This window comes from Streptomyces sp. TRM68416, from assembly GCF_014596915.1.
Lineage (GTDB): Bacteria > Actinomycetota > Actinomycetes > Streptomycetales > Streptomycetaceae > Streptomyces.
Genome location: NZ_JACVWU010000032.1, coordinates 74,099 through 99,885, shown reverse-complemented (window position 1 = coordinate 99,885; position 25,787 = coordinate 74,099). Strand labels below are relative to the sequence as shown.

The window sequence follows — 25,787 nt, the reverse complement described above, 5'->3', positions numbered from 1 at the left end:
ACTAGCGCGCGGACCTTAGGGCATTCGCCCAGTCGCCGCCCGGCTACCCGGCTCCTGGCCCATAGTCGCCCAGGAGCGCGCCTCGTACGCCGGTCAGAGGGGAAACAACGCTGAAGGACGAAACGGTCGCCAGCCGTCTCCCGGAACAACTGGCGACCCATGACGCGAACTACGCGACCGTCGGCGGAGTGACCCCCAACTTGGCTGCGCTCTCGGTCAGTTCACGCCACACCTTCGGCGCGACCGGCACTCCCCGCTCGCCTCGCGCGGCCGCCACGGCGGCGCTGCGCTCGCCCGGGTAGAACACGCCCTCGGCACCGTCCGCGGCGGGCAGGCCCTTCAGGGTGGCGAGGGTGGTGTCGACGGCCGCGGTGAAGGCGTCCGCGTCACCGAAGGCCGCCGGGTCGATGGCGATGAGCAGGGCGTTCTGGCGGTGCTTGCGGCCCTGTGGGTCGTCCGAGTGGAACGACGCGAAGATCGGCGCCCCGACCAGCACGCTGGTCAGCAGCTCGAACGCCAGTGACATGCCGGACCCCTTGGCGCCGCCGAGCGGCAGTGGCATGACCGCCTGTTCCGGGTCGGTGGTCGGGGTGCCGTCCTCGGTGGCCGCGGCGCCCTCGGGCAGCGGGGTGCCGCTCGCCTTCGCCTGGCGGATCTTGCCGAGGGCGATGGTGGCGGTGGCCATGTCGAGGAGCAGCGGGTCGCGTTCGGTGGCCGGTACGGCGATGGCGAGGGGGCTGGTCGCGACGGCGGCGCCCTTGACGCCGGTGTAGCCCATGTTGGGCATGCCGGCGACGAACCCGAGCCCGACCAGGCCCTGTTCGGCGATCTTCGAGACGTAGTAGCCGATGGCGCCGGTGTGCACGGTCCGGCGTACGCCGACGGAGGCAATGCCGGTCGTATGGGCTCGGCGTACGGCCTCGTCGGCGGCGGCGCTCAGCGCCACGGGGCCGGGGGCTCGGTCAGCGTCCACGACGGCCGCCGCCGGGGTCGTCGACTCGATCTTGATGTCGGGGCTCGCGTTGGCGACGCCCTTGGCGAGCAGTTCCAGGTAGGCAGGGACGCGTGCGGTGCCGTGGGAGTCGACGCCGCGCAGGGCGGCCCAGACGAACACGTCGGCGGTGGTCCGGGCGTGCTCTGGGCTCAGGCCGCCTTTCTCCAGGAGGGCGGCGGCGAGGGTGCGCAGGTCGTCTGCGGGGACCAGGACCTTCGAAGGTGCGTTGGACATTGGGGGGTCTCCTGAGTCAGCGGGTGACGAGGACGTCGACGACTGCGGTGGTTCCCTCGGCGACGGCCTTGAGGGCGCGCTCCAGCGCGGGGGTGAGTGCGTCCGGGGTGTCGACGGTCTCGGTGAGCATGCCGAACGGCTCGGCGAACGCGGCCAGTCGGGGCAGGCGGTGCAGGTCGGTGCCGAGCCACTCCCCCGTCTCGGCGGCGGCGCCTTCGGGGTAGAACCTGCGGTGGTTGAGGTTCATCGACTTGTAGACGCGGTTGTTGAACACCACGATCAGCACCGGGAGTTCGTACGCCTTGGACGCGTCGTACGACTGGATGACCGGGTTGTACGCGAACGCGCCGTCGCCGATCGTGAGCACCACCGGCCGTTCCCGCGCGGCGAGTTTGACGCCGAGCGCGACCGCGAGGCCCTGGCCGAGTCCGCCCTGTACGTAGAAGTACGAGTCGGGGGCGTCGGTCTGGACGTGCCGCTTCACGATCCGGCTGTGGGTGATGGTCTCGTCGACGACGATTCCGTCCTGCCCGTCGAGCAGCCTGCGCAGGGTCGCGGCGACCAGCACCGGGGCGACGCCCTCGGCATCGGCGGCCTTGGTCTCGGCGGCGGCGATGGCGGCCTGTTCGGCGGCATGCCGCTCGTCCTGAGCCGCCCGGCGAAGAGCCACGGCCCCCTCGTCGAGGTCCTTCGCCCGCTTGGCCAGCTGGCGCAGGCTGTTGGCGACGTTGCCCTCCAAGTACCTGTCTGCGTATAGGACTTGGTAGACCACATGCGGCCGCTGCGGCACCTCATCGATCACGACGACCCGCGCCTTCGAGGGCTTGCGCGACGGCGGGTAGAACGGAGCCCGGCAGTTCACGAGGAGAATGAGGTCCGCCTCGTCCATCCACGGGCCGATGTCGCTGCCGGCGTGCAGCGGGTGGGTGCGCGGGAAGTTGCCGCAGACCGCCGAGTCGGGCTCGACGACCGGGATGTTCCAGGCCTCGGCGAAGGCGACGAGAGCCTCGAAGCCGCCCGCCTCACGACCTGCCGTCTCCGTCACGATCACGGGGTTGCGGGCCTCCCGGATCATCTGCGCGACCGGGTCGACCTCTTCCGGCGAGCTGTGCGTGGAGCCGGGCGCCACGATGGGCTTGGCCTCACGGCCGTCCCAGTCCTCCAGAAGGATCTCCAGCGGGATGTTGAGGTACGCCGGTCCCGCCGGGGCCCGCCAGGCCAGTTCCGCCGCGCGGGCCACCATCGTGGGCAGGGTGTGGACACTGGCGGCCTCGTTGGACCACTTGGTGAACGGCTGGGCGATCTGGTGCGGCCCGCCCACGATCGACAGGTTGCGGTACCACTGGCCGCCCGGGTCCTGGCCGGGGCCATCGCCGTACGTGGTCGACTCCGAGGAGCTGACCACCATCGGGACGCCCGCCAGGAGCGCGCCGTGGACGGCCATCGAGCCCTGCAGCAGGCCGGGGGCCGCGTGCAGGAGCACACCCTGCGGGCGGCGCTTGATTAGGCCGTATCCGGTTGCCATGCCGACCGCGACGGTCTCATGGGTCAGGTCCAGGTACTCGGGGCAGGGCAGCCCGTCCCGGTGGCGCCGGGCGAGCGACTCCCACACCGGGGCCCATTCGGACCCCGAGGAGCAGAAGAGGTAGTCGGCGCCGACGGCGTTGAAGGCGGTCACGAGAGCGTCTCCGCCGTCGGCGCCCGGTGTGTTGGGGGTGTCGTTCATCTCTCGTGGTTCCTTCAGCCCTCGATCGGCCAGTTCAGGACCTCGGAGATACCGCGGCCCATGATCCATTCAAGCTCCTCGGGCGTGAAGTCCCAGTGCTTGGTGAACTGCTCGATCGTGTCGGTGTAGGTGATGCCGTGTCCGAGCAGCCGGGTGATGTCGGTGCCGTAGAAGCAGCGCTGCGGGCCCATCTTGTCGACCATCTCGCGCACGTACTTCTGGATGTTGTTGTTCGGGAAGGGCTGCGTCGAGTAGCCCGGCAGCGCCGAGACCTTGACGTAGATGTTGGGGTGGACGGCCAGGTCGGCGGTCTCCTGGACCCAGTAGCCGATCGCGTCATCGACACAGCGGGCCATGATGCCCATGTGGTCGATGATGATCTTCAGCTCGGGGTGCTTGGCGGCGATCTCGCCCAACTCCCGCTTCCAGACGGGCGCGTGGACCATCGTCGGGATGCCGAGCTCCTCGGCGATCGGCCAATACCAGTCGTTGGTGCCGTCGATCATCCAGTTGCGGTCCTGCGGCCGGTGGAAGGTCAGGCGCGTGCCCTTCACATGCGGGTTCTGCGCGAAGTCCTTGAGCATCGCCTTGCCCTCTTCGGGCTTGTTCTGCGGGACGCGGGCCATGATGCCGAAGCGGTCCGGGTGCGCCTCACACGCCTCCAGGGCGTAGTCGATGCGGTCGCCCTCCCAGGACGGCGGCAGGATCAGCGCACGGTTCACGCCGGCCTCGTCCATCAGCTCCAGCGCCTCCTCGTACGAGAAGGGGTCCTCGCGGTGGCCGTTGAGGCGGATGCGCTCCCGCGCCCCGGGCACCCAGGGGCGGTCCGCGGACTCTTCCAGCCAGATGTGGATCTGCGTGTCGACAACGAACATCGTCGGACTCTTTCTCTTCGAAGGAGGGGTTGTGCGGGTGGAACGCTAGGCGGATTCCGAGTCCCTGCGGAGCCCCCGGGAGCGCAAGCACTTGTTGCGCTCAAGTGCCCTCTCAGCAGGGCATCTTCAGGTTGCGGCGCCGTCGCCGAAGACCGCGTCGACGACGTGCTCGGCGATCGCCATGGAGGCCGTCGCGGCGGGCGAGGGCGCGTTGCGCACGGCGGTGACACGGCCGGCGCTGTGGATGCGGAAGTCGTCGACGAGCGTGCCGTCGCGGTCCAGCGCCTGGGCGCGTACACCCGCACCTCCGCGGACGACGTCCTGGACGCCGACGCCCGGGACGTACAGCCCCGCGTCCCGCATGAAGGCCGCCGCGGACAGGGCGCCGCGGTACTCCTTGATGCCGGTACGCCAGTGCTGGGCCGCCATCCGCCAGGTACCGGGGTAGGCGGCGATGCCCAGGAGGTCCCTCGGGGAGATCTTCCCCAGGGTGTAGCCCTCCCTGGCCAGGGCCAGGACGGCGTTGGGACCGACCTCGACCGAGCCGTCGACGCGCGGGGTGAAGTGCACGCCGAGGAAGGGGTACCTCGGATCCGGAACCGGGTAGACGAGGCCGCGTACGAGATGCGTGCGGTCCGGCTTGAGGAGCATGTACTCGCCCCGGAACGGGATGATCTTCGGCTCCTGCTTGTCCCGGGCGAGCTTGGCGACGGCGTCCGACTGGAGGCCCGCGCAGAGGATCAGCCGGTCGACGCGGACCCGTTCCTGACCGGAGGCGACCTCGATGCCGCCCGGCACATTCGTGATCGAGGTGACCGGGGAGCCGATCCGTACCTCGCCGCCGGAGGCCTCGATGTCCTTGGCGAACTCCCGGGCGATCGCCTTGTAGTCGGTGATCGCGGTGCGGGGCGAGTGCAGGGCCGCGATGCCGCCGGCGTTGGGCTCGATCTCCTTGATCTCGTCCTTGGAGACCTTGCGCAGGTCGGGCACGTGGTTGTTCTTGGCCCGCTCGTAGAGGTTCTCCATCCGGCCGAGCTCGTCCTCGCGTACGGCCATGACGAGCTTGCCGATCTCGTCGTACGGCAAGGAGCGTTCCTGGCAGTACTCGCGGAGCATCGACACGCCCCGCACGCACAGGTCGGCCTTGAGGCTGCCCGGCGCGTAGTAGATCCCGGCGTGGACGACGCCCGAGTTGTGGCCGGTCTGGTGGACGGCGACGTCCTGTTCCTTCTCCAGGACCACGACCCGGGTGCCGGGGCGACGGAGGGCGATGTCCCGGCCGGAGGCCAGGCCGACAATGCCCGCGCCGACGATGCCGATGGTCTCGTCAGCCACGGGCCCGCTCCGGGGCGCCGATGTTGATCGCCACCGTCTTGACCCGGGTGGAGAAGCGGAGCACCTCGTCGCCCTGCTCCTTGTACGCCGTGCCGGAATCGCGGAAGCCGCCGAAGGGGAGGTGGACGTCCCAGCCGGGGGTGGTCGTGTTGACGGCGATCTGGCCGCACTCGGCCTCGTCGGCGAAGCGGTAGGCGTTGCCCAGGTCGCGGGTGAAGACGGCGGCCGCGAGCCCGAAGTCGGAGTCGTTGACCGCGTCGACCGCCGCGTCGAAATCGTCGACCGCGCGGACCGCGACGACCGGGCCGAAGACCTCCTCGCGCCAGATCGCCGTCTCGGGGGTGACCTCGGCGAGGACGGTCGGCTGGACATAGCAGCCGTGCGCACGCTCACCCTCGGTGTCGGTGTCACCGCCCGTGAGGACGACCGCGCCCTGCTGGATCGCCCTGGCGAGATCGGCGAGCACGCTGTCGCGCTGCTTCGGGCTCGACAGCGGGCACAGGGTCGTCGCCGGGTCGGTGCCGGGGCCGACCTTGAGCTTCTCGACCTCCAGGACCAGCAGCCGGGTGAACTCCTCGTACACCGGCTGCTCGACGATGACCCGGCTGGTGGCGGTGCACCGCTGACCGGCCTGGCCGAAGGAGGCGGCGACGACCGCCTTCGCGGCGGCCGGGAGGTCGGCGTCCCTCAGGACGACCGAGGCGTTCTTGCCGCCGAGTTCGCCCTGGAAGCGGACGTTGCGGTCGGCGAGGCGGCGGCGGATGCGGTTACCGACGGCGTTGGAGCCGGTGAAGGTGATGCCGACGATCCGCGGGTCGTCGAGGAGGGCTTCCTCCAGCTCGGACGTCCGGCCCGTGACAACGTTCAGGACACCGGCCGGCAGACCCGCGTCGTGGAGGGCCCGGGCGAAGTGCAGGCCCGACAACGGTGTCTCGGTGGCCGGCTTGAACACCGCCGTGTTGCCCGCCGCGAGCAGGGGGGCGAGCTTGCGGGCCGGGGTGATCAGCGGGTCGTTCCAGGGGCTGATCACGAGGATCGTGCCGATGGGCTCGCGCTGGGTGTGGACGCGGTGGTTGGGGCGTACGTCGTGCAGGAGCGTGCCGTAGCCCTGGCGGGCGAGACCGGCGTAGTACTCCAGGAAGTCGGCGGCCTTGAGCGTCTCGCCGGTGGCCTCGGTCAGCGTCTTGCCGTTCTCGGCGGTGACGTCGGCGGCGATCTCCGCCACGCGCTCCCGGATCAGTCGGGCCGCGTCGGTGAAGATCCGGGCCCGCTCGAAGGGGCTGGTGCGCTTCCAGACGGCGAAGGCGCGCTCGGCGTGGTCGTAGGCGCTGGTGACGTCCTTGGCGGTGAGGGCGGGGATGCGGGCGATGGGGGCACGGACGTCGGCCGGGTCGTGGACGTCGATCCACTCGCCCGTCGTCACCCACTCCCCGCCCAAGAGGGTTTCCAGAGTACGCATGCCGTTCACGACACCTCACTGGGTAGTGATGGGACCAGCTCCGGGGCGGCAGACATTGGTTGCGCTCCGTGCGAGCCGCTCATCAGGGCATTCATGTTGGAATCGGCGGGCTGGACGAATCATGAGGAGAACACCGATGTCCTACGCCGTCATCGCCCGCTACCACTGCGACCCCGCCGACGAGGCCGCGGTGCGCGCCGCGCTGCTGAAGGTGCGCGAGCACACCCGTGCCGAGCCCGCGAACCTCGCGTACGAGGTGCACGCGGAGGCCGGTGAGCCCGGCAGTTTCGTGCTGTACGAGCAGTACGCCGATCAGGCCGGCTTCGAGGCGCACAAGGTCGCCGAGCACTTCAAGGAGCTGATCGTCGAGACGGTGTGGCCCCTGCTCACAGACCGTTCGGTGACCTTCGCCGACGTTCTCTGAGCTCTTTGTGATGCCTTGCTCAAGGCGTCACAAAGAACGAGGGGGTCGGGCCCTGACCGCCCGGCCCCCTCGCCCACTGCTCAGAACTCGTTGCCCCACACATAGCGGGCGAGAGTCTCCACGAGCACGAGCTTCTTGCGCTGCTCCTCGGCGCTCAGCAGGGGCCGGTTCGCCACGTCGGCGAACCCGCGGGACGGCGACAGGGCCGCGTCCTCCAGGTCCTTGAGCTCGCCCACCGCGTCGATACGGGCCAGCACCGCGTCGAGGTCCTCCAGAGCGGGCACGGTCGCGTCGGCCACGCCCAGGCACACGTCCCGGTCCTCCGGCAACGCCCTGACCAGGTCGAGTTCGGCCTCGCTGCCCTGGAGCAGCGGCAAGATCCAGCGGTCCGCGGGGACCTCGGCGTAGAGGTGCTCGGCCGCGGCGCGGTCCACCTCGGCGGGCGCCTCCCATCCGGGGCAGACTCCGATGCGGACGCCCTCGGGGCGCTCGTCCAGCCGTACGGCGAGCGCTTCGACGGCCAGTGCGTCCTCGAAGGACAGCACGCCCGTGCCGCCGCCCAACTGGCCCAGCAGGAGGGGGTTGTTGAGCTGGATGAGCCGAACGCCCCTGGACACCAGCAGCGCGATCTCCGCCTGGATGATCTCCGCGAGTGCCTCGCCCAGTTCACGGGCGGAGCTCACACCGAGACCGGGCCGGAACGTGGTGGCCGCGAGGTAGGCCGGGGACGGCAGCGACACCTTGGGGGCGATCACCGTCAGTTCGGCGAGCTTCTCCGCCCACTCCGCGACCAGCGGACCGTTGGCCTTGGGCAGTGCCTCGGCGACCCAGCGGACCAGTCCGTCGGGGCTGATCTCGTCCGTACGACGGAGTCCTGACACCCCGTCAAGAATCGCGCTGCGGAAGTCCTCCCGCGGGAGGTCACCGTCGGTGACGACCGTGGAGCGGAGCTTGCGCTGGAAGACCACCGCGTCCTCGACGGCCTGCTGTGCGCCGATCGCTTCGAGGTCGACGGGGCGGACCAGGCTGCCGTGGTGGTCGATCCGGTAGTTGAAGGTGTCCGCCATGGTTCACGCGTCCTTTCCGGACGAGGCCGGCTTGCCCGCGACGCCCCAGGCGGCGAACTCCAGCTCGTAGCCGAGGGATTGGAGGACGTCCTCGGCGATCTGATGATCCTCGTCGGCGGTGCCGCCGGCGATGCCGAGGCCGCCGATGATCTCGCCGTCCTTCTTGATGGTGACGCTGCCCTCGGTGGCCATGATGGGCATGGCGGCGCCGGGGAGCTGGGAGAGCTGGGAGAAGAAGACCGGCTGGCTCTCCTGCCACTTCTTCAGCATCTTGCCGGGGCGCTGCATGACGGCGGCGGTGTAGGCCTTGGCGCGGGCGATGTCCGGGGTGAGCGGACGGGCGCCGTCGGGGCGGCGGATGGCGATGGGGAAGCCGCCGGCGTCCACCACGGCCACGCTCACCGCCTTGCCGATCGACTGGGCGCGCTTGTGGGCGGCGTCGATGATCTCCTCGGCGGCGTCCAGGGTCAGGGTGGTCATGCGGCTTCCTTCGGTGCGGTCAGGGTGCGGCGCAGATGGGCGACGGCCGCGTTGTACTTCTGCGGGGTCTCCCAGTACATGGAGTGCGGGGCGCCCTCGACGATCTCCAGGTGCGAGCCGGTCAGCAGTTCATGGGCGCGGGTCACGGTCTTCACGCTGAGCACCGCGTCCTTCTCGCCGGCGAGGAAGGCGACCTTCACGCCCGAGGCCTGGATCTCCTCCAGGGAGGGCCCGTTGGTGTCGAGGTTGCGCAGGTCCTGCATCTTCGCGACGTTGAACGTGCCCATCTGCTGGAACAGGAAGGTGAGATCGGCGCGCTCGGTCTGGAACGGCTTGGTCAGCAGCCGGTCGATGACGGGCAGCTTGACGGCCTCGGCCCGGTCGGCGGCGGCGAGTTCCTTCAGCTCCGGGTGGCTGACGCCGCCCAGGGAATGGCCGAGGACGACCGAGGAGACCCGCTCGGGGCGCAGCAGTCCGGCACGCAGGGCGGCGACGGAGCCGATGGACTGGCCGACGAGCATGACATCGGTCAGGTCCTCCTGGTCCAGGACGGCGACGACATCGCCGGGGAAGTCCTGGCCGTCGAACTCGGGCATCGACGAGTCGGACTTGCCGAAGCCGCGCAGATCGATGGTGACGACCGTGAACTCGTCGCGGAGTGCGGCGACCTGCTGCCACCAGGCGGCGTGGTGTCCGCCGCTGCCGTGCACGAACAGGATCGCCGGACCGCTGCCGTGGCGCTCGTAGTAGATGGAGGTGCCGTCGGAGTCGGCAATAGGCATGTTGATGAACTCCCGTGCAGGCAGGTCAGTTGGGGCGCTTGGCGTGGTACACGAGCTCGATCATGGTGTGGTCGGGGTCGTGGATGTAGCAGAACTTCGACTGGTTCTCAGGGCGCTGGATCGGGCGGGTGTGCCGGATGCCGAGCTCCTTGAGGTGGTCGAGAAACTCGTCCCAGTCGTCGACCTCGACGGCGAAGTGATAGGGCGCCATGCGCTCCATCTCCTCGACCGGCGTGAAGTGCAGATCGAAGTTGCCCCGGGTCATCAGCACCACGCGGGTGTTGGACTTGGGCATGATCCGCTTCATCCCGAAGACCTTGGCGTACCACTCGGCGGTCCGGTCGGGGTCGGTGGTGGGAAAGTTGACGTGGTGGATGTAGCGGGGTGCTGCGGTCATCGCTGATTCCCTTCGAGTTGTACGGAGTTGGAGAGCACGCCGATGCCGCTGATCTCGACGTCCACGGTGTCGCCCGGCTCCAGCTGGCAGGTCGACTCGGCGCCCATCCAGAGCACGTCGCCGGGCTGGACGGTGACGTGCTTGGTCATCTCGACCAGGTAGTCGAAGGGGTCGAACACCATGTCGCCGGTGGGGAACCGGGACCGGACCTCGCCGTTGACCTTCAGCGTGGTCGTCTGGGCGAGCGCGTCGACGTCGGTCTCGATCCAGGGGCCCATCGGCTTGAACGTGTCACTGTTCTTGCTGCGCCAGAAGGTGCGGTCGGCGTGCTGCCAGGCGCGGGCGCTGATGTCGTTGCCGATCGTCCAGCCGAAGACGGACTTGCGCGCCTCGTCGTACGTCGCGTGCCGCAGCGTACGGCCGATGACGGCGACGAGTTCGGGCTCGGCCTCGAAGCGGCCCTCGACCTCGCGCGGCCTGACGATCGGCGAGAGGTGCCCGGTCAGCGCGTTGTTGGCGCGGTAGCCGATCTCGGGTCGGCCGGGGGTCTCGGCGCCAGCGTGGGCGATGTGCCGCGGATAGTTGAAGCCGACGGCGTAGAAGACGGGCGGGACGACCGGCGGCAGCCAGTCGGCCTCGGCGAGAGGGATCGTGCCGATGGCGTCGGGGCGGCCCTCGATCGGAGACTCGGACAGCAGCTCGACGTCCTCCTCCCCCACCCGGGCCCACACCGCCCGGCCGCCGACCGAGACTCGCGCGTACCTCATGGCGCCAGCAGGTGGGAGACGCGCTTGGTGACCAGGTAGGCGTCAAGGGCCTCGGGCCCGCCCTCGCGGCCGTAGCCGCTGTCCTTCACCCCGCCGGACGGCGCCTCGTGGACGGAGCCGCCGCAGTGGTTGAGGGAGAGAATGCCGGCCTCCAGCTCCTCGGAGAGCTTCTCCGCGGTGGCGGCGGACCGGGTGAAGCCATAGGCGGCGAGGCCGTACGGCAGGGAGTTCGCGAGCGCGAGCGCCTCGTCGAGGTCGGCGAAGGGGACGATCGGCGCGAGGGGGCCGAAGGGCTCCTCGTGGAGCAGTTCCGCGTCCTCGGGCACGTCCGTCAGGACGGTCGGGGCGAAGAAGTACCCGGGGCGGTCCAGGCGGGTGCCGCCGGTCAGGAGCTTCGCTCCGCGGGCGACGGCGTCGGCGACGAGCCGTTCCATGGCCTTGAGCCTGCGCTCGTTGGCGAGCGGCCCCATCTTGGTGCCCTCGGCGAGGCCCTCGCCCACGGTCACCTGCTCGGCGGCCTTCACGAACTCTGCGGTGAACTCCTCGACGAGGCTCTCGTGGACGAGGAAGCGGCTGGGCGAGGTGCACACCTGGCCGGCGTTGGCGAACTTCGCCTGGGCGGCCTTGCGGGCGGCCTGGACGGGGTCGGCGTCGGCGCAGACGATCACCGGAGCATGGCCGCCGAGTTCCATCAGGGAGGGCTTCATGACCTTGCCGGACTCGGCCGCGAGGAGCTTGCCGACGGGGATCGAGCCGGTGAAGGCGACCAGGCGGGTGACCGGGGAGGCGATGAGGTGGGCGGAGACCTCGGCGGGCTCGCCGAAGACGAGGTTGAGGGCTCCGGCGGGCAGTCCCGCGTCGGCGTAGCAGCGGACCAGTTCCATGGCCGTCGCCGGGGTCTCCTCGGACGCCTTGATGATGATCGAGCAGCCGGCCGACAGGGCCGAGGAGATCTTCCGGTTGGGGCCGCCGACCGGGAAGTTCCACGGGACGAAGGCGGCGACCGGGCCGATGGGCTCGCGCCGGACGGTCAGTACGGTGCCGGGCGCGGTCGGGATGATGCGGCCGTAGGCGCGGCGGGCGTCGTCGGCGTGCCAGCGCAGGGTGTCGGCGGTACGGCGGGCCTCACCGGTGGACTCGGCGAGCGGCTTGCCCTGCTCCAGGGTCATCACCCGGCCGATCTCGGGGGCGCGCTCGGCGATCAGGTCTGCGGCGGCGTGCAGGATCGCGGTGCGCCGGGCGATCGGCGTGGCCCGCCAGACGCGGACGCCCTCCTCGGCGGCGGAGAGCGCGCGGTCGAGGTCGGCGGTGGTCGCCAGGGGTACTTCGCCGATCGTCTCCTCGGTGGCCGGGTTCACGATCGGGGCGGAGTCGCCGGCTGCGCCCTGGCACCACTCGCCCGCTATGTACATACGGACGGCGGGATAGCCGTGGTCGGTGGTCATGGGTGGGTGCCCTCTCAAGAGGCTTCGTTGTCGCGGTTGGTGCGCAGGGCCCAGATGTGGTGGGGCGGGGTGGTCTCGTGGTGGCGGGTCTCGTAGCTGTCGTCGACCCGGTCCATGTCGGCGGCGTACTCGACGCGGCCGCCGCACGGGGCGTGGACGAAGCGGAAGACGTTTGAGCCGACGGTGTGGCGGCCGAGCCGGCGCGCCTCTCGCCACCCCTTGTCGATCATGTAGTTGCCGCCCTCGATGACGTCGTCGAAGCCCGGCACCTCGTAGGCGATGTGGTTGACGCCGGTCCGGTCGGGGCGGTGGCAGAGCAGCATGGTGTGCTGGTCGTCGTCGCCGGGGGCCTGCATGAAGACGCCCATGGGTTCGACGACGTCGGTGGGCCGGAAGCCGAGGCGGTCGGTGTAGAAGGCGACGGCCTCCTGGCGGCCCTCCTTGCGGATGTTCAGGGCGACATGGCACATGCGCAGCGGGAAGGCCCGCCCCAGCGGCTCCAGGGCGGTGTTCCAGCGGTCGACGCTGCCCAGCGCGTTGGCGGGGCGGGGGATGACGGGTGCAGGCCGGGGCCGGGCCAGGGTCAGGCCGACGCCGAAGCCCGACTCGTCGACGGTGTGGTGGACTCCGTCGGCGCTCACGCGGATCTCACGGTCCTTGCCGGCCGCGGCCACCAGGCGATCGAGCTCCTGCCGGGTGTCGACACCCCAGACGACCTCACGCAGGGTGGGGCCGTTCTCCACCGGGGGCGGCAGCAGCGGGCCGGGGTCGGTGTCCAGGTGGAGCGTCTGCCCGGTGAGGGTCTCGAACACGGCGTGCTCGTCGGTCCGCTCCACCAGGAACAGCCCGAAGTCGTCGAAGAAGCGGACGCATTCGTCGAGGTCGTCGATGCTGTAGGTGGCCGATTCGATTCTCTGGATTCCCATGCATTCCTCGTTTCCGGGTCGCCTCGTGAGCGTAGATTTCGCTGCTCGGCACCCTCAATGGCCCGAGCCGCACGAGGTGCGCAATCGTTTCTTGCGACGGCAGCCGGATCGGTTACGGCCGTATCACCGGGATGGGGTTCTGGGCGAACCAGGCGGCGAGGAAGTCCAGGAACACGCTGACCTTGCGGGGCGCGTCCTGTCCGGGGCCGTAGATGGCGTACAGGGGACGGTCGGGGACCGTCAGGTCCGGCAGCAGCACCTGGAGGGCGCCGGAGACGAGGTCGTCGTACGCCGGGCGCTGGGGCAACAGGGCGAGGCCCCGGCCGTGCACGGCCGCCTTCTGCAGCGCGATGTAGGAGTTGGACGAGAAGGCGATGTTGCGGATCTTGTGCAGGGTGCTCGCGTGGCCGTGGCCGATGCGCCAGACCGGGTCGTTCACATGGACCAGGCAGTCGTGGGCCGCGAGGTCGTTGGGGTGGGAGAGCTCGCCGTGCCGCTCGATGTACGCCTTGGAAGCGCACAGGACGAACGGCAGCGAGGAGATCTTCTTGAGCCGGACGCTGGAATCGCGCAGATCCCGGGTATGGAAGGCGACGTCGAATCCGCTGTCGAGGAAGTCGTAGGTGCGGTCGGACATTCCGCCGAGTTCGAAACGGACCTGGATTTTGGGATGCTCCGCGGAAAAGGCCGCTATCGCGTCGCCGAGATCCAGGCTGCCTATCCATTTCGGGCAGATGACACTGAGCGTGCCTTCGGCCCGGTCGTGGAGATGCGCAATGCCCGCGTCCTCGGCCTCGATCTCCTCCAATATGCGCGCGGAGAATTCCGCGTACCGTTGCCCCGGTTCGGTGAGGCTCACCGAACGGGCCGTGCGGTTCACCAGGCGGACGCCCACCTGTCGCTCCAGCTCGGCGACGTGCCGTGACACCAGCGAGCCGGAAGAGCCCAGCTTCTTGGCAGCTCCACTGAAGCTTCCGACCTGTGCGACAGTGACGAAGCTGTGCATGAGGAGCAAGCGATCCATGATTCCTCCGGGGCCCTTCCGTCCGCGACATCGGGAACGGGGTTGCTCAAGACAAAATGATTGTCGGCAATTCTGTCAACCTTTGATCGGTCACTCCGCAGCCGGTCACTCCGCGCAGTACGCCGGCGCCTGGTCAGCGGTGTCCTTGGTCACCAGCGTGAGCGGGGTACGCGTGATCTTCTCGACGCTCTTGTCCTTGTCGAGCAGCTTCACCGCGCTCTCCAGGGCGTTGGCGCCGGTGGTCTGCGCGGGATTGGAGACCGTGCCGAGGAACGTGCCGTTCTTGACGGCCTCGACGCCTCGCTCAGTGCCGTTGTTCGTCACGATCTTCACGCTCGACTTCGCGGCCTTGAAGGCGTTCAGGGCGCCGAAGGCCATCTCCTCGTTGGCAACGAAGACATAGTCCAGTCCCGGGTGGGCCTGGATCATGTTCTCGGCCACCTCCTGCGCCTTGGCGGGGCTGAACATGCCCGGCTGGTTGGCGACGACCTTGGCGGTCCCCGGGAGGTTGTCCGTGAAGCCGCCCACCAGGACATCGGATGCCGCGCCCGGGGCACCGGCGACCACACCGACCTCCACCTGCTTGCCGGCCGCGTCCTTCTCGACCAACTGAGCGTCCATCTTGCCGACATCAGCGAGCGGCACCACGGAGGCACCGAGCACGTCGTCCATGTCGTCCAGGAGGACCGAGGTCAGGTAGATCGGCACGTTGGCCGCCTTGGCCTTGGCGATGTCGGCCTCCACGGCATCGACGTTGACCGTCTGGACGATCACGGCGTCGACCCCGCGGGAGATCATGTCCTCGATGTTGGACAGCTCCTTGCCCGCGTCCTGGGTGGAGTTGGCGGTGTAGAGCTCCACCCCGAGTTCCTCGGCCTTCTTCTCTATCGCACCCTGCAGACAGGTGTGGAACTCGGTGTTGTTTCCGTTGACGAAGCCGATGGTGTACTTGCCGTCACCGGCGGCGGCCGTCGTTTCGTCGCCGTTGCTGCAGCCGGTGAGGATCAGCCCCGTGCTCAGAGCGGCGGCGACGAGGGCGGTGCGGTGGCGGGCGGGGATTCTCATCGTGCGGTGCCTTTCGTGTCGGACGTCGAGGGTCAGTGGGTCTGGTGGCGGGACTTCTGGAGCTGGTTGGCGACCGCTGCGATCACCAGCACCGTGCCGACCGAGACCGGCTGGTAGAAGGAGGAGATCTGGAGCAGGTTCAGGGCGTTGGCGACGACGCCGAGCAGGATCACGCCGAGGATCGTGCCGACGACGGTGCCCCGGCCGCCCTCCAGCGAGGTGCCGCCGATGACGACCGCCGCGACCGCGCCGAGCTGGAGCATCAGTCCACCGCCCGGGCTGGGGCTACTGGACACCAGCCGGGACAGCAGCATCACGCCGGCCAGTCCGGACAGGGCGCCCGCACCGGCGTAGAGCAGCAGCTTGTTGCGGTTGACGCCGATGCCGCTCAGGCGGGCGACGTGCTCGTTGCCGCCGATGGCGAACAGGTCCCGGCCGTACGTCGTGTACTTCATGATCAGCGCGGTCACCGCGAGGACGACGAGTGCCGTGCAGGTGAGGTTGGGCAGGCCGAGGAAGTAGCCGGCGCCCAGGCCCGCCAGGGCGTCGCCGCTGGAGACGGTCTTGCCGTCGAGCACGACGAGCTGGAAGCCGTCCAGAATGGTGGCGGTCGCCAGCGTCACCACGAACGGCGCCACCTTGGTGTAGGTGACCACCAGCCCGTTCACCAGGCCGATGCCCATGGCGAGGCCGATCGAGGCGAGGATCGTGACGGTGACGGACGTACCCGAGTCGATGAGCTGCGCGGCGAACGCGGCGATGATGTAGGCGCTGCTGCCCATGGAGAAGTCCATGCCGCCGGCGACCATCACCAGGGTCAGCGCGGCGGCGATCACGGCGGTGATGCTGACCTGTCGCAGCACGTTGATGAGGTTGCCCTCGGTGAGGAACGCGTCGGTCTGGGTGGCGGTGAACAGCACCACCAGCAGCAGGACGAGCGTCAGGCCGAGGTGCGGGATCCGGTACACGGTGGCGAGCAGCCCGCCGCTCGCCCGTTCCCGGCGCCCGGACGGCTCCCGGCCGGTCGTGCCCTCGGCCTCGGGGGCCGTCGTCTTGAGGCTCATGAGTTGTTCCCTCCCAGGGCGGTCGCCACGAGTTCGTCACGGGTGATGCGGGTGATGTCGTGTTCGGCCACCACGCGGCCGGAGCGCACGACCACCGCCCGGTCGGCCAGGCGCATGACCTCCTCGGCGGAGGAGGAGGCGAGCAGGACCGCCACGCCCCGGCCCGCGAGGTCGTCGATGATGGTGTGGATGTCGGCCATGGCCGCCACGTCGACTCCGTTGGTGGGGTCTTCGAGGAAGACGACCGAGGGCGCGGTCTCCAACCACTTGGCGAGGAGCACCTTCTGCTGGTTGCCGCCCGACAGCGTGCTGATCGCGGGGTTGCGCGAGAGGGTGACCACCCCGTAGGTGTCGCGGCGCGGAGCCGCGCGGCGGGACTGCTCGGCGTCGCGGTGCAGACGGCGGCCCGCGAAGCGGTCGGTGGCGAGCATGAGGTTCTCGTCGACGGACAGGCCGGGGATGATGCCGAGGTTGCGGCGGTCCCCGGTCACACAGCGCAGCCCGCTGCGCAGCGAGTGCCGCACCTTGCCGAGCCGTACCGGGCGGCCGTCGACGAGAAGTTCTCCCGTGTCGGCCTGGGCCCGGCCCGAGAGCAGGTCGAAGAGGTACGACTGTGCGTCGCCCGCGGCGCCCAGCACGCCGACGACCTCACCCTTGCGCACCTCGACGCCGAAGTCGCGGATGTAACGGCCTCGGCTCAGGCCGCGGACCTTCAGCCCGACCTCGTCCTGGGGCGCCGGGCGGGTGGGGCGCTTCGACACCACGTCCCGGCCGACCATGTGCTTGACCAGGCCAGGGCCGTCGAGGTCGGCGGCGGGCGCGGTGTGCACGACCTGTCCGTCCCGCATCACGGTGACGTGGTCGGCGACCTCCAGGACCTCGTCGATGTAGTGCGAGATGTAGACGATGGCGATGCCCTCGTCGCGCAGCCGGCGCACCAGCGCCTTCACCTGCTGGGAGGCGTGGGCGCCGAGGCAGGCGGTCGGTTCGTCGAGGATGAGGACCCGGCCGCCGCGCCGCACCTCCCGGGCAACCTCGACCATGGTCTGCTCGGCGACGGTCAGCGCCCCGGCCGACTGCTCCACGTCGAGGTCGATACCCAGGGCGTCCAGGGCCTTGCGGGCCTCCGCCTTCACGGTTGACCAGCTGACCCTGCCGCCCTTGACGGGCAGCACGCCGAGCAGGATGTTCTCGGCGACGCTGAGCCCCATGACGAGTTCGCGGCGCTGCGGCACGAAGGAGATGCCGAGCCGCCGGGCCTGCCGCATGGTCAGGGAGCCGTGGGCGTGGCCGTCGATCTCCACGGTGCCCTGGTCGGGCTGGTGGACGCCGGCAAGGACGTTCACGAGGGTCGACTTGCCGGCGCCGTTCATGCCCATCAGGGCGTGGATCTCGCCGGGGTGCAGCTCCAGGCCCACGTCCTTCAGCGCGGCGGCGCCGCCGAAGCTCTTGGTGACGCCGCGGACCCGGACCACGGCCGGCGTGATCACGAGGACGTCCGGTCGGCCGCGTCGGCGACGCGTCCGTAGCCGCGGATGTCCGGGAAGGGCGGCTTCTTGTCGGCCTGGAGGTCCACCTGGAAGGTGTTCAGGCACATGCCGAGCATGGTGAAGTTGCCGAGCGCTCCGATGGTGTCGACGAGCCCCTTGGCGCCGAAGTGCTCAAGAGCCACGGCGAAGGTGGCGTCGGTGACGAAGTGCTCTTCGAGGATCTCCCGGCAGAACTGGTAGAAGGCATGGTCGGCCGGTTCCTCGAAGACCGCCTCGCGCTTCTCCGCGATCGCCTTGACGGCGGCCTCCGGGATGCCGGCCTCGATCGCCTGGTGCACATGGGCGTTCCAGGAGTACTGGGCGTCCCAGTTCCGGGCGGCCATCAGCAGGGTCAGCTCGCGCAGGTGCTTGGGCAGGGAGCAGTCGAAGCGGGCGAAGGCGCCGAGCGATTCGGCCCGCTCGCACATCTCCGGGCTGTGCAGCCAGACCCGGAAGGGGCCGCGGACCGCCCCGCGGCGGCCGGCGATACGGGCGGCCAGCTCCTTCTGCCGCTGGTCCATTTCCTCTTCGTTGAGAACGGGGAGCCTCATCTGGCCGATACCTGCCTTTTCTTTCCGGCGCGTTTCAGTCACGGAACCAAGAGCCGTGCGATGCGAGCCGACGGTACAGCGGTGTCCGAGAAGCTCACCCCTCCGGGTATGCAAGGTAAAACTGCACGTTGGAGGGCACCGCGGCACGGGCACGCGGCCTACCGTCGCCTGAACGCATCACCCTGATACGGAGAGGAAATTTCCGGATGACCACGATCATCAAGGTCGCGTCCGTGCCGCTGCTCGACCGGGGCGGGGCCGTCGTGACGACCCCGCTGATCACCACGCCCTCGGCTGGCGGGGAGAACCGGATCACCAGCGGGATGAGCGTGTATCCGGTGGGCTCCGGCGCCCCGTTGCACTCGCACAACTGCGACGAGCACGTGACGATCCTGGAGGGCGAGGCGGAGGTGTGGGTCGACGGCGAGGTGACGAAGCTGGAGCAGTTCGACACGACCTATATCCCGTCACCCATTCCTCACCTGTTCCGCAATATCGGAGACACGCCGCTGCGCATCCTGTGGGTGTACTCGTCGGGGCATGTGACCCGGACGTTCACCGAGACCGGCAAGACGGTGGAACACTTGTCGGCCGACGACCAGATGGGCAAGGACTGACGTCAACTCCGCTTCTGTGCCCTGCGATTGACGGTTCTCGGCGGTTGCGGCACCTGGCCCACCGGAGAACTGGCATGCAGCGGCTACATCGTCGAGCACGAAGGGTTCCGGCTGCTCGTAGATCCCGGATGCGCCACGCTGCCCCGGCTGTTGAGGCGCCTCACTGTCGACGCGGTGGACGCCGTCCTGCTCAGCCACTGTCACCCCGACCACTGCGCGGACCTCAACCCGCTGCTCCGCGCACGGGGGTTGAGCAACGAGCCGCCGACTCCGCTGCCGGTGCACGCGCCGCACAAAGCACTCGACGCCGTCCTCGCCCTCGACAGGCCGGGCATGCTCGCCGCCGCGTACCGCCTCCACGAGTTCCACCCCAGCGACCTGCTCAGAATCGTCCCCTTCACCGTCGACACCCGGCGCCTGCCGCACTTCGTCCCCCAACGCCGGCCTCCGGATCAGCACTCCGGAGGCCGTGCCCATCTACACCGGCGACACCGGTCCAAGCGAGGACATCCCGGGCCTGGCCGACGGCGCGGATCTTCTCCCGTGCGAGGCGACGTACGTCCATCGGGTCCCGTCAACCGGCGACGCCCCTGTCTGCCCACTGCGCGCCTGGCAGGCCGGCACACCCGACAAGCCGGTGAGAAACAGCTGTTGCTCACTCACCTGTGGCCGGGCACCGACCCCGCGGCAGCCCTCCGAGCGGCAGCCTTCGCGGGCCCCACGGACATCGCCGCCCCGTATCTCGTCGTACACCTCTGACACGCCGAAGCCGGTCCCGCAGCACCTGCGATGACCGGCTTCCGTCCTCGTCCCCCCTGGCAGGTCAGTGAGCGCTGACCAGCTCCTGATCCGCGCCACGCGGCGTGCCCCGCCTGGCGCTGCGCAGGGCGGCGATGCCGATGAAGACCATAGACGACAGTCCGGCGATCGCGAAGGCGGTGAAGCCGAGCTCCCCGTTGCCGGAGGCGAGCAGTTGGCCGCCGAGCCACGGGCCGAAGACGGCGCCGAAGCGGCCCATGCCCGAGGTCCAGCCGACGCTGGTGGCGCGGTTCTGCGGGGCGGACCGGATCGAGACGGTCGCGTAGATCATCGTCTGGGCGCTGTTGAGGAAGACGCCGGTGAAGAAGACGACGATCATCGTGACGGTCTGCGCCATGTGGACGCTGAGCAGGAAGACACCCGCGGCGGTCAGCGCGAACCACAGGGCCGAGATGCGCGGGGCGCCGAACCGGTCGGCGGCCCGCCCGGCGACCAGCATGCCCACGATGCCGCCCAGGTTGAAGACGACCACGAAGCTCAGGGCGTCGCCGAGCGCGTAACCCTCGGCGCGCATCAGGGTGGGCAGCCAGGTGGCGACGCCGTAGACCAGGAGCAGTCCGCCGAAGGAGGCCAGCCAGTACAGCAGGGTCTGGATCCACTCGCCGCCGCGGAAGAGGTTCGCGAGGGCGTCCCAGCGGTCGGCGGCCGTCTTCTTGCCGGACTTGGCGGCCGGCAGCTCGACGTCGTACTTCGTGGCGAGCGCCCGCGCCTCCTCGGTGCGGCCCTTGGCGACCAGGAAACTCAGCGACTCCGGCAGGAACTTGGCGAGCACCGGGGCGAAGAGCAGCGGCAGGACGCAGACCCAGAAGGCGGCGCGCCAGCCGACGGGGTCGATGAGCCACTTGGCGACGTAGGCGGAGAGGATGCCGCCCGCGTGGTGGGCGGTCATCAGCAGGCCGATGACGATGGCGGCGCGGCCGCGCGGGGCGTAGTCGGAGACCATGCTGATCGCGGTGGGCAGCAGACCGCCGAGGCCGACGCCGGCGAGGGTGCGGCCGAGGCCGAAGACCTCGACGCTGCCCGCTATGGCGCACAGGCCCGAGGCCAGCGAGAAGAGGGTCACGCAGGCGACCATCAGCTTCTTGCGGCCGATGCGGTCGGCGACGGTGCCGGCGGTCAGGGCGCCGACCAGCATGCCGAAGGTGGCGTAGGAGCCGAGGTCGCCGGCCTGGTCGGGGGTGAGGCCGAAGGTCTTCGTCTCCAGCAGGTGCGGCAGCACCGAGCCGTAGATGAACATGTCGAGGCCGTCGAAGAGGACGGCCAGCCAGCACAGACCGATGACCAGGAGGGCCAGTCTGCTGCCGCGAGCGGTGGAGGGGGAGGGGGAGGGGGAGGAAGACATCGTTGGTTACCTCTCGTGCTTGGTGCGCTAGACGCTAAGGAGCCGTCCGCCAAGAGTCAACGCTTTTGTCAACAATCTCATCGACAATCACGGACGATCCTCGGCGGACGGCCCTTTGCCCAGTTCAGGCGACCGGTGGCGTCCCGTGCGTGTGGAACGACTCGATGGTCTTCAGGCCCCAGGCCTGCCCTTTCTTGCGCTCCTCCTCGGTCCAGGTGATCAGCGGCCAGTCCGGTGCCAGCACCAGCCGGGTGAGCGGGTTGCACAGCTCGATCCGGTTGCCGCCCGGCTCGTAGACGTAGAGGAAGAACGTCTGCTGGATGGCGTGCTTGTGCGGCCCCGTCTCGATGAACACCCCACTGTCGATGGCGAGATCGGCTGCTCGCAGGATCTCCTCGCGGGTGTCGGTCGCGAAGGCGATGTGGTGCAGCCGTCCCGCCGAGCCGGTCCAGTCCGAGGTGTAGACGACGTCGTACGACTTGTTCGTGTACGTCAGCCAGCGCGCCGCGATCTTCCCGGAATCCAACTGGATCTGCTCGGTGGGCCGGGCGCCCAGCACCCGTTCCTGGAACTCGGCGTTGGCGAGGACGTCCGCGGCGAGGAAGTTGACGTGGTCCAGCCGTCGTACGCCCACGCCCCGGTTGGGCTTGGCCTGCGGCTGGTTCTTCAGCGCGGGCCGCAACTCCTCGGGGGCGACGTAGTGTTCGCTCTCCCAGTACAGGGCGTGCTCATGGCCGTCCGGGTCGGTGGTGACGTACAGCTTGCCGAGCCCTGGTTCGTCCTCGGCCCACCTGCCGGTGCCGCCCGCCTCCTCGACCGCCGCGATACGGCGGTGCAGTGCCTCCTCGCCGGCGGTGCGCAGGGCGAGGCGGCCGAGGCCGGGCTGTGCGCGGGCGGTGAGGACCAGGCTGTGGTGCTCGTAGTCGTCGAAGGTCCGCAGATAGACCGTGTCGCCGTCCTGGCCGTTGACCGTGAGGCCCAGATAGTCGGTGAAGAAGGCGACGCTGGCGTCCAGGTCGGGGGTGAACAGCTGGGCGTGGCCGATGTGTGCGATGTCGCCGAGCGGCGGAGTCATCGTTGACCTCCTGGGGGTTGTGCGGCGGCCCTGGGGAACACGGTGCCGTCGAAGATCTTTCGGGCCGTACGGACCACGGCGGTACGGCGGGGGGACGGAAGGCCGTCGGCGGTGACGCCGAGGCTACTCTCGATGTCCAGGAATCCCGTGGGATGTTCTATGCGAATTCGGTCACTTCCGGGATCGACCCGGGCGATCCCCTCCGCCACGCTGCCTTCGATCCGCAGACCCGCGGCTACACTCGCCGCGCCGAGCACACCGATCGAGGAATGACAGCGCACCGGTATGAAGGTGCGGGTGGTGACCGCGCCGCCCTGGCGGGGCGGGGTGAGGAGCGTGAGCTTGGGCACGGTGGTGTCCGACACGTCGCCGAGGCCCATCAGATGCCCGGCCGCGAGCCGTATCTCGCGGAGCCGGCCGGCGAGGAGGGGGTCGGCCTCCAGTTCCTCGGGCGACTCGTGGCCGGTGACCTTGAGGGAGGCCGCGGCGATCAGCACGGTCGGCATGCCGTTGTCGACGCAGGTGACCGGCACGCCGTGGAGCTCGTCGCGGGCGTTGCCGGTGGGCAGCAGCGGTCCGGCGCCGGCCGGGAACTCGATCACGACCGGAGCGGCTGTGCCGGGCACGCCCGAGATTTCGGCGCCCCCCGTATAGTCGACCCGGCCGCCGGGCGTGGGGAAGGTCGCCGTGGCGTAGTCGCCGGAGTTGACCATGCGGATACGGACGGAGGTCCGCTCCTCCCCCGCCGGGACCAGCCCGCGCTCGACGGCGAACGGCCCGACGCCCGCGAGGATGTTCCCGCAGTTCTGACGGTCGCTCACCTCGGGCCGGTCGACGACGACTTGGAGGAACAGGTAGTCGACGTCGGCCAACGGATCGTCGGACGCAGAGACGACGGCCACCTTGCTCGTCAGCGGGTGGGCGCCGCCCAGGCCGTCGATCTGCCGCTCGTCCGGGCTGCCCATGATCCTCAGCAGCAACTCGTCGCGGGCGGCCGCATCGGCGGGCAGGTCCTCGGCGAGGAAGTAGGCACCCTTGGAGGTGCCGCCGCGCATCAGCAGGCAGGGCACCTCCTCGGGTCCGGTCACGACCGTTCTCCGTCCCGGACGTACTCGTCGTAGGACTGGTACGTCACCCCCAGCCGGACCAGCGTCTCGCGCAACCCGTAGCGGTCCAGGCCGAGTTGGCCGTCGAGGAAGGCGGCACGGGTGGCGGCCTCCTTGGCCTCGCGGGCCTGGGCCTTCGCGACCGTCGCGCGGGCGCGCTCACGCGGTACGACCACCACGCCGTCGTCGTCGGCGAGGATCACGTCGCCGGGGTGGATCACCTGGCCGTCGACGGCGATCGGCACGTTGACCGAGCCGCCGGTGGCCTTGACCGTGCCCTGCGGGGAGACCGCCCGGGACCAGGCGGCGAAGCCCATGTCCCGCAGTTCCTGGGTGTCGCGGATGCCCGTGTTCATGACGACACCGCGCACGCCGCGCCGTTGCAGGGCGGTCGCGAACAGCTCGCCGAACAGGCCGTCCGTGCAGGGCGAGGTGGTGGTAACGACCAGGATGTCGCCCTCGCCGCACTGCTCCACAGCGGCGTGGATCATGAGGTTGTCGCCGGGCCAGCTCAGCACGGTGACGGCGGTGCCCGCGACCCGGACCCCCTGCTGGACGGGCCGGATCCGCGGGCCCAGCAGGCCCGTTCGCCCCATCGCCTCGCTGACGGTAGCCACGCCGAAGCCCGCCAGCGCCTCGACGTCCTTCAGCTCCGCCTTCGGCGGGCCCGTGACGATGACGCCGCTCATGCCAGCTCCTTCGCGATCTGCGGGTAGGGGCGCATGTAGGCCTCGGCCATCGTCTTGTGGGCCAGGCCCAGGTTCGGGCCGGCGTTGCGCCTGAGCTGGACGCCGCGGCGGACGGCGAGGTCGGTGTAGTAGTCCCACAGGTGCCGCTGGGCGCCGAGGCACTCCATCGCCTTGCGCTTGGTCTCCCACACCTCGGTGATGTCGAGCAGCACCTCGGGCCTGAAGCCGCTCATCTCCGGCTGGTGCGGTTCGAAGAAGAAGACCGGCGGGGCGCCGATGATCTCTCCGGGGCCCGGGTAGCCGATGGCCTGGGCGAGCACCCGGGCCTCCAGGGCCATGCGGTTGGCCGCCGGGTGGTCGCCGTTGTACGGGTCCTCGGTGGGGTGGGTGAGGACGACGTCCGGCTGGGTCTCGCGGTAGACCTCGACGAGCTGGTCGGTCAGCTCGGGAGTGGCGATCAGCGGGTAGTCACCGGCGTCGAAGAAGCGGACCTCGGCGCCGAGGGCGGCCGCGGCGCGCTCGGCCTCGTCCCGGCGTATCGCCTTGATCTCCGCCAGCTTCTTCCCCTCGCGCCACGCCTTGGCGGACTCACCGCGCTCGCCGAAGGTGAGACAGGCGATGGTCACCTTCTCCCCGCGGGCGGCGGCCAGGGCGATGGCGCCGCCCGCCCGCCACACGAAGTCCCCCGCGTGTGCGGTGACGACGAGTGTGGAGCGTGGGTGGGCGGGCGCGTTGGCCTGAGTCATCGTTCGAAACTCCTTGGTGGACAGGTAGGCGCGCCCGCCTCGCGCGAGAGTCAGTCGCGCAGCGCCTCGATCACGCTGCCGAGGTGGGCGCGGACGGCCGCCTCGGCCGCCTGCGGGTCCCTGGCCCTGATCGCCTCGATCATCGCCAGATGCTCGCTCAGGGACTGCTGCGGACGGCCCGGCCTCAGCGCCAACTGGAAACGGTGGCGCACCAGTTGGGCGTTGAGCCGCTCCAGCAGTTCGCGTGCGGTCCGCTGGCCGGAGAACTCCCGGATCCTGGTGTGCAGTTCGTGGTTGAGGTCGGAGTAGGTGACGGGCTCACCGTCGGCCACGGCCTTGGTCATCGCCGTGCCCAGCTCGGTCAGCTCGGCGAGCTGCTCGTCGCTGGCCGCGACGGCCGCCTTCGCAGCGCACAGCCCTTCGAGGACCATGCGGCACTCGGTGATGGCGACCGCCTCCTCGACGGTGACCACCCGCACCCGCGAACCGCGGTTGCGGATCCGCTCGACGAGGCCCTGGGCCTCCAGATCGATGAGTGCCGCGCGGATGCTCGCCCGCGTCACACCGAACTGCTCGGCGAGTTCGTTCTCCACCAGCCGCTGCGCCGGTGCCATCTCGCCGTGCAGGATCGCCTGCCTCAGCTGCGCGAGCGCATGCTGTTTGGCCTGCTCTCCGGTGCTCGGACGGGCTTCTTTCGGCATCGTTGCCCTCCCTGAGTGAGTGCCTGTCGAACCTAAATCTAGCCAAACAACATTGTCAACAATTTTGTCTGCCATTTTGCAGGCACACTTTCCGCCCATGGTCGCAGCTCAGCCCTCGCGGTACAGCACTGCGAGCAGTTCCATCACGGCCTGCATGGCGGGGTGTGGATCGACCCCGCCACCCGGCGAGCCGCACGGCGATCGGCTCGCCGTCGCGCACCGGCCGGTAGACGACACCGGGCCACGGGTACTGGTCGGCGGTCGACTCCGCCGTCATACCGACACAACGGCCGGTGGCGATGACGTTCAGCCAGTCGTCCACGTCCTGCGTCTCCTCGATGGCCGGCCGGGCCTCCGGCGGCCACAGGTCCGGGGTGGTGGTACGGGTGCGGCGGTCGACGAGGAAGGTGCGCCCCCCGAAGTCGGCGAACGGCGGCGCGCTCATCGAAGTGGCACTAGCCGATCAAGCCCTTCGTGGCCGACCTGATCCGTCGCAGCAGTCCGCGCAGGTCCAGGCCACCCATGCCCGGCCTCCTCGCGCACGACCG

26 protein-coding genes and 1 pseudogene are annotated in these 25,787 nt (G+C 69.8%); 3 read left to right on the top strand and 24 right to left on the bottom strand.

Annotated elements, in window-relative coordinates:
* Positions 1-169: 169 nt before the first annotated feature.
* The 5 genes from ICC28_RS35890 to ICC28_RS35870 all read right to left on the bottom strand — a co-directional run bounded on the left by ICC28_RS35890 (position 170) and on the right by ICC28_RS35870 (position 6,623).
* Positions 170-1,228 (bottom strand): Ldh family oxidoreductase, encoded by a 1,059-nt coding sequence (locus tag ICC28_RS35890; protein ID WP_188293014.1) that lies wholly within the window; start codon positions 1,226-1,228, stop codon positions 170-172.
* A gap of 16 nt (positions 1,229-1,244) precedes the next feature.
* Positions 1,245-2,954 carry a thiamine pyrophosphate-dependent enzyme gene (locus ICC28_RS35885; RefSeq protein WP_188293013.1) on the bottom strand — a complete coding sequence of 570 codons (1,710 nt, stop codon included), beginning with the start codon at positions 2,952-2,954 and terminating at the stop codon, positions 1,245-1,247.
* Between the two features lie 14 nt (positions 2,955-2,968).
* Positions 2,969-3,829 carry an amidohydrolase family protein gene (locus tag ICC28_RS35880; protein WP_188293012.1) on the bottom strand — a complete coding sequence of 287 codons (861 nt, stop codon included), beginning with the start codon at positions 3,827-3,829 and terminating at the stop codon, positions 2,969-2,971.
* A gap of 126 nt (positions 3,830-3,955) precedes the next feature.
* Positions 3,956-5,164, bottom strand: a complete 1,209-nt coding sequence (lhgO, locus tag ICC28_RS35875) for an L-2-hydroxyglutarate oxidase (protein WP_188293011.1) — start codon at positions 5,162-5,164, stop codon at positions 3,956-3,958.
* The gene (locus ICC28_RS35870; RefSeq protein WP_188293010.1) at positions 5,157-6,623 is read right to left on the bottom strand and encodes an aldehyde dehydrogenase family protein; all 1,467 of its coding nucleotides are present in this window, start codon (positions 6,621-6,623) and stop codon (positions 5,157-5,159) included. The genes lhgO and ICC28_RS35870 overlap by 8 nt, the downstream gene beginning before the upstream one ends.
* A gap of 136 nt (positions 6,624-6,759) precedes the next feature.
* On the opposite strand from ICC28_RS35870, the gene ICC28_RS35865 reads away from it, so the two are divergent.
* On the top strand, positions 6,760-7,047 hold the full coding sequence (locus tag ICC28_RS35865) for a putative quinol monooxygenase (RefSeq protein WP_188293009.1): 288 nt from the start codon (positions 6,760-6,762) through the stop codon (positions 7,045-7,047).
* Positions 7,048-7,127: 80 nt separating this feature from the next.
* Here the strand turns inward: ICC28_RS35865 and ICC28_RS35860 are convergent, their stop codons facing one another.
* The 12 genes from ICC28_RS35860 to ICC28_RS35805 form a co-directional block, all read right to left on the bottom strand.
* The gene (locus ICC28_RS35860) at positions 7,128-8,114 is read right to left on the bottom strand and encodes a methionine synthase II (cobalamin-independent)-like protein (RefSeq protein ID WP_188293008.1); all 987 of its coding nucleotides are present in this window, start codon (positions 8,112-8,114) and stop codon (positions 7,128-7,130) included.
* 3 nt (positions 8,115-8,117) lie between these two features.
* The gene (locus ICC28_RS35855; protein ID WP_188293007.1) at positions 8,118-8,594 is read right to left on the bottom strand and encodes a GlcG/HbpS family heme-binding protein; all 477 of its coding nucleotides are present in this window, start codon (positions 8,592-8,594) and stop codon (positions 8,118-8,120) included.
* Positions 8,591-9,376 (bottom strand): alpha/beta fold hydrolase, encoded by a 786-nt coding sequence (locus ICC28_RS35850; RefSeq protein WP_188293006.1) that lies wholly within the window; start codon positions 9,374-9,376, stop codon positions 8,591-8,593. Before ICC28_RS35850 ends, ICC28_RS35855 begins: the two co-directional genes overlap by 4 nt.
* A 25-nt stretch (positions 9,377-9,401) precedes the next feature.
* The gene (locus ICC28_RS35845) at positions 9,402-9,773 is read right to left on the bottom strand and encodes a VOC family protein (RefSeq protein WP_188293005.1); all 372 of its coding nucleotides are present in this window, start codon (positions 9,771-9,773) and stop codon (positions 9,402-9,404) included.
* Positions 9,770-10,540, bottom strand: coding sequence for a fumarylacetoacetate hydrolase family protein (locus tag ICC28_RS35840; RefSeq protein WP_188293004.1), 771 nt, complete (start codon positions 10,538-10,540; stop codon positions 9,770-9,772). Before ICC28_RS35840 ends, ICC28_RS35845 begins: the two co-directional genes overlap by 4 nt.
* On the bottom strand, positions 10,537-11,985 hold the full coding sequence (locus tag ICC28_RS35835; protein WP_188293003.1) for an NAD-dependent succinate-semialdehyde dehydrogenase: 1,449 nt from the start codon (positions 11,983-11,985) through the stop codon (positions 10,537-10,539). The genes ICC28_RS35840 and ICC28_RS35835 overlap by 4 nt, the downstream gene beginning before the upstream one ends.
* Positions 11,986-11,999: 14 nt before the next feature.
* Positions 12,000-12,911, bottom strand: coding sequence for a VOC family protein (locus tag ICC28_RS35830; RefSeq protein ID WP_188293002.1), 912 nt, complete (start codon positions 12,909-12,911; stop codon positions 12,000-12,002).
* A gap of 112 nt (positions 12,912-13,023) precedes the next feature.
* Positions 13,024-13,935: a LysR family transcriptional regulator gene (locus tag ICC28_RS35825; RefSeq protein ID WP_188293001.1), complete on the bottom strand. Its 912-nt coding sequence runs from the start codon at positions 13,933-13,935 to the stop codon at positions 13,024-13,026.
* Between the two features lie 105 nt (positions 13,936-14,040).
* A complete protein-coding gene (locus ICC28_RS35820; RefSeq protein ID WP_188293000.1) occupies positions 14,041-15,000 on the bottom strand; it encodes a sugar ABC transporter substrate-binding protein in 960 nt (319 codons plus the stop codon).
* Positions 15,001-15,032: 32 nt separating this feature from the next.
* Entirely contained in the window at positions 15,033-16,064 is a 1,032-nt protein-coding gene (locus ICC28_RS35815) for an ABC transporter permease (RefSeq protein ID WP_188292999.1), read from the bottom strand.
* A complete protein-coding gene (locus ICC28_RS35810; protein WP_188292998.1) occupies positions 16,061-17,554 on the bottom strand; it encodes a sugar ABC transporter ATP-binding protein in 1,494 nt (497 codons plus the stop codon). Before ICC28_RS35810 ends, ICC28_RS35815 begins: the two co-directional genes overlap by 4 nt.
* Positions 17,551-18,114: a carboxymuconolactone decarboxylase family protein gene (locus ICC28_RS35805; protein ID WP_188293018.1), complete on the bottom strand. Its 564-nt coding sequence runs from the start codon at positions 18,112-18,114 to the stop codon at positions 17,551-17,553. The genes ICC28_RS35810 and ICC28_RS35805 overlap by 4 nt, the downstream gene beginning before the upstream one ends.
* A gap of 236 nt (positions 18,115-18,350) precedes the next feature.
* Here ICC28_RS35805 and ICC28_RS35800 point away from each other — a divergent pair, with 236 nt between their 5' ends.
* On the top strand, positions 18,351-18,761 hold the full coding sequence (locus tag ICC28_RS35800) for a cupin domain-containing protein (protein ID WP_188292997.1): 411 nt from the start codon (positions 18,351-18,353) through the stop codon (positions 18,759-18,761).
* Positions 18,762-18,788: 27 nt separating this feature from the next.
* Positions 18,789-19,520, top strand: a complete 732-nt coding sequence (locus ICC28_RS35795; protein ID WP_223190379.1) for an MBL fold metallo-hydrolase — start codon at positions 18,789-18,791, stop codon at positions 19,518-19,520.
* A gap of 64 nt (positions 19,521-19,584) precedes the next feature.
* On the opposite strand, the gene ICC28_RS35790 is transcribed toward ICC28_RS35795, so the two are convergent.
* From ICC28_RS35790 to ICC28_RS35760, 7 genes and pseudogenes are all read right to left on the bottom strand, one after another.
* Positions 19,585-20,922 carry an MFS transporter gene (locus ICC28_RS35790; RefSeq protein ID WP_188292996.1) on the bottom strand — a complete coding sequence of 446 codons (1,338 nt, stop codon included), beginning with the start codon at positions 20,920-20,922 and terminating at the stop codon, positions 19,585-19,587.
* A gap of 124 nt (positions 20,923-21,046) precedes the next feature.
* Positions 21,047-21,997, bottom strand: coding sequence for a VOC family protein (locus ICC28_RS35785; RefSeq protein WP_188292995.1), 951 nt, complete (start codon positions 21,995-21,997; stop codon positions 21,047-21,049).
* Positions 21,994-23,085, bottom strand: coding sequence for a 4-oxalomesaconate tautomerase (locus ICC28_RS35780; RefSeq protein WP_188292994.1), 1,092 nt, complete (start codon positions 23,083-23,085; stop codon positions 21,994-21,996). Before ICC28_RS35780 ends, ICC28_RS35785 begins: the two co-directional genes overlap by 4 nt.
* Positions 23,082-23,792, bottom strand: coding sequence for a 4-carboxy-4-hydroxy-2-oxoadipate aldolase/oxaloacetate decarboxylase (locus tag ICC28_RS35775; RefSeq protein ID WP_188292993.1), 711 nt, complete (start codon positions 23,790-23,792; stop codon positions 23,082-23,084). Before ICC28_RS35775 ends, ICC28_RS35780 begins: the two co-directional genes overlap by 4 nt.
* A complete protein-coding gene (locus ICC28_RS35770) occupies positions 23,789-24,538 on the bottom strand; it encodes a PIG-L deacetylase family protein (protein ID WP_188292992.1) in 750 nt (249 codons plus the stop codon). The genes ICC28_RS35775 and ICC28_RS35770 overlap by 4 nt, the downstream gene beginning before the upstream one ends.
* A 50-nt stretch (positions 24,539-24,588) precedes the next feature.
* Entirely contained in the window at positions 24,589-25,239 is a 651-nt protein-coding gene (locus tag ICC28_RS35765; RefSeq protein ID WP_188292991.1) for a GntR family transcriptional regulator, read from the bottom strand.
* A 108-nt stretch (positions 25,240-25,347) separates the two neighbouring features.
* Positions 25,348-25,666: pseudogene (locus tag ICC28_RS35760) on the bottom strand (LysR family transcriptional regulator); the annotation flags it as partial.
* Positions 25,667-25,787 lie beyond the last annotated feature (121 nt).

Coding starts and splice junctions, on each gene's coding strand:
- ICC28_RS35890 (WP_188293014.1), bottom strand. CDS start 1,228: ATGTCCAACGCACCTTCGAAGGTCCTGGTCCCCGCAGACGACCTGCGC.
- ICC28_RS35885 (WP_188293013.1), bottom strand. CDS start 2,954: ATGAACGACACCCCCAACACACCGGGCGCCGACGGCGGAGACGCTCTC.
- ICC28_RS35880 (WP_188293012.1), bottom strand. CDS start 3,829: ATGTTCGTTGTCGACACGCAGATCCACATCTGGCTGGAAGAGTCCGCG.
- ICC28_RS35870 (WP_188293010.1), bottom strand. CDS start 6,623: ATGCGTACTCTGGAAACCCTCTTGGGCGGGGAGTGGGTGACGACGGGC.
- ICC28_RS35865 (WP_188293009.1), top strand. CDS start 6,760: ATGTCCTACGCCGTCATCGCCCGCTACCACTGCGACCCCGCCGACGAG.
- ICC28_RS35860 (WP_188293008.1), bottom strand. CDS start 8,114: ATGGCGGACACCTTCAACTACCGGATCGACCACCACGGCAGCCTGGTC.
- ICC28_RS35855 (WP_188293007.1), bottom strand. CDS start 8,594: ATGACCACCCTGACCCTGGACGCCGCCGAGGAGATCATCGACGCCGCC.
- ICC28_RS35850 (WP_188293006.1), bottom strand. CDS start 9,376: ATGCCTATTGCCGACTCCGACGGCACCTCCATCTACTACGAGCGCCAC.
- ICC28_RS35845 (WP_188293005.1), bottom strand. CDS start 9,773: ATGACCGCAGCACCCCGCTACATCCACCACGTCAACTTTCCCACCACC.
- ICC28_RS35840 (WP_188293004.1), bottom strand. CDS start 10,540: ATGAGGTACGCGCGAGTCTCGGTCGGCGGCCGGGCGGTGTGGGCCCGG.
- ICC28_RS35835 (WP_188293003.1), bottom strand. CDS start 11,985: ATGACCACCGACCACGGCTATCCCGCCGTCCGTATGTACATAGCGGGC.
- ICC28_RS35830 (WP_188293002.1), bottom strand. CDS start 12,911: ATGGGAATCCAGAGAATCGAATCGGCCACCTACAGCATCGACGACCTC.
- ICC28_RS35825 (WP_188293001.1), bottom strand. CDS start 13,935: ATGGATCGCTTGCTCCTCATGCACAGCTTCGTCACTGTCGCACAGGTC.
- ICC28_RS35820 (WP_188293000.1), bottom strand. CDS start 15,000: ATGAGAATCCCCGCCCGCCACCGCACCGCCCTCGTCGCCGCCGCTCTG.
- ICC28_RS35815 (WP_188292999.1), bottom strand. CDS start 16,064: ATGAGCCTCAAGACGACGGCCCCCGAGGCCGAGGGCACGACCGGCCGG.
- ICC28_RS35805 (WP_188293018.1), bottom strand. CDS start 18,114: ATGGACCAGCGGCAGAAGGAGCTGGCCGCCCGTATCGCCGGCCGCCGC.
- ICC28_RS35800 (WP_188292997.1), top strand. CDS start 18,351: ATGACCACGATCATCAAGGTCGCGTCCGTGCCGCTGCTCGACCGGGGC.
- ICC28_RS35790 (WP_188292996.1), bottom strand. CDS start 20,922: ATGTCTTCCTCCCCCTCCCCCTCCCCCTCCACCGCTCGCGGCAGCAGA.
- ICC28_RS35785 (WP_188292995.1), bottom strand. CDS start 21,997: ATGACTCCGCCGCTCGGCGACATCGCACACATCGGCCACGCCCAGCTG.
- ICC28_RS35775 (WP_188292993.1), bottom strand. CDS start 23,792: ATGAGCGGCGTCATCGTCACGGGCCCGCCGAAGGCGGAGCTGAAGGAC.
- ICC28_RS35770 (WP_188292992.1), bottom strand. CDS start 24,538: ATGACTCAGGCCAACGCGCCCGCCCACCCACGCTCCACACTCGTCGTC.
- ICC28_RS35765 (WP_188292991.1), bottom strand. CDS start 25,239: ATGCCGAAAGAAGCCCGTCCGAGCACCGGAGAGCAGGCCAAACAGCAT.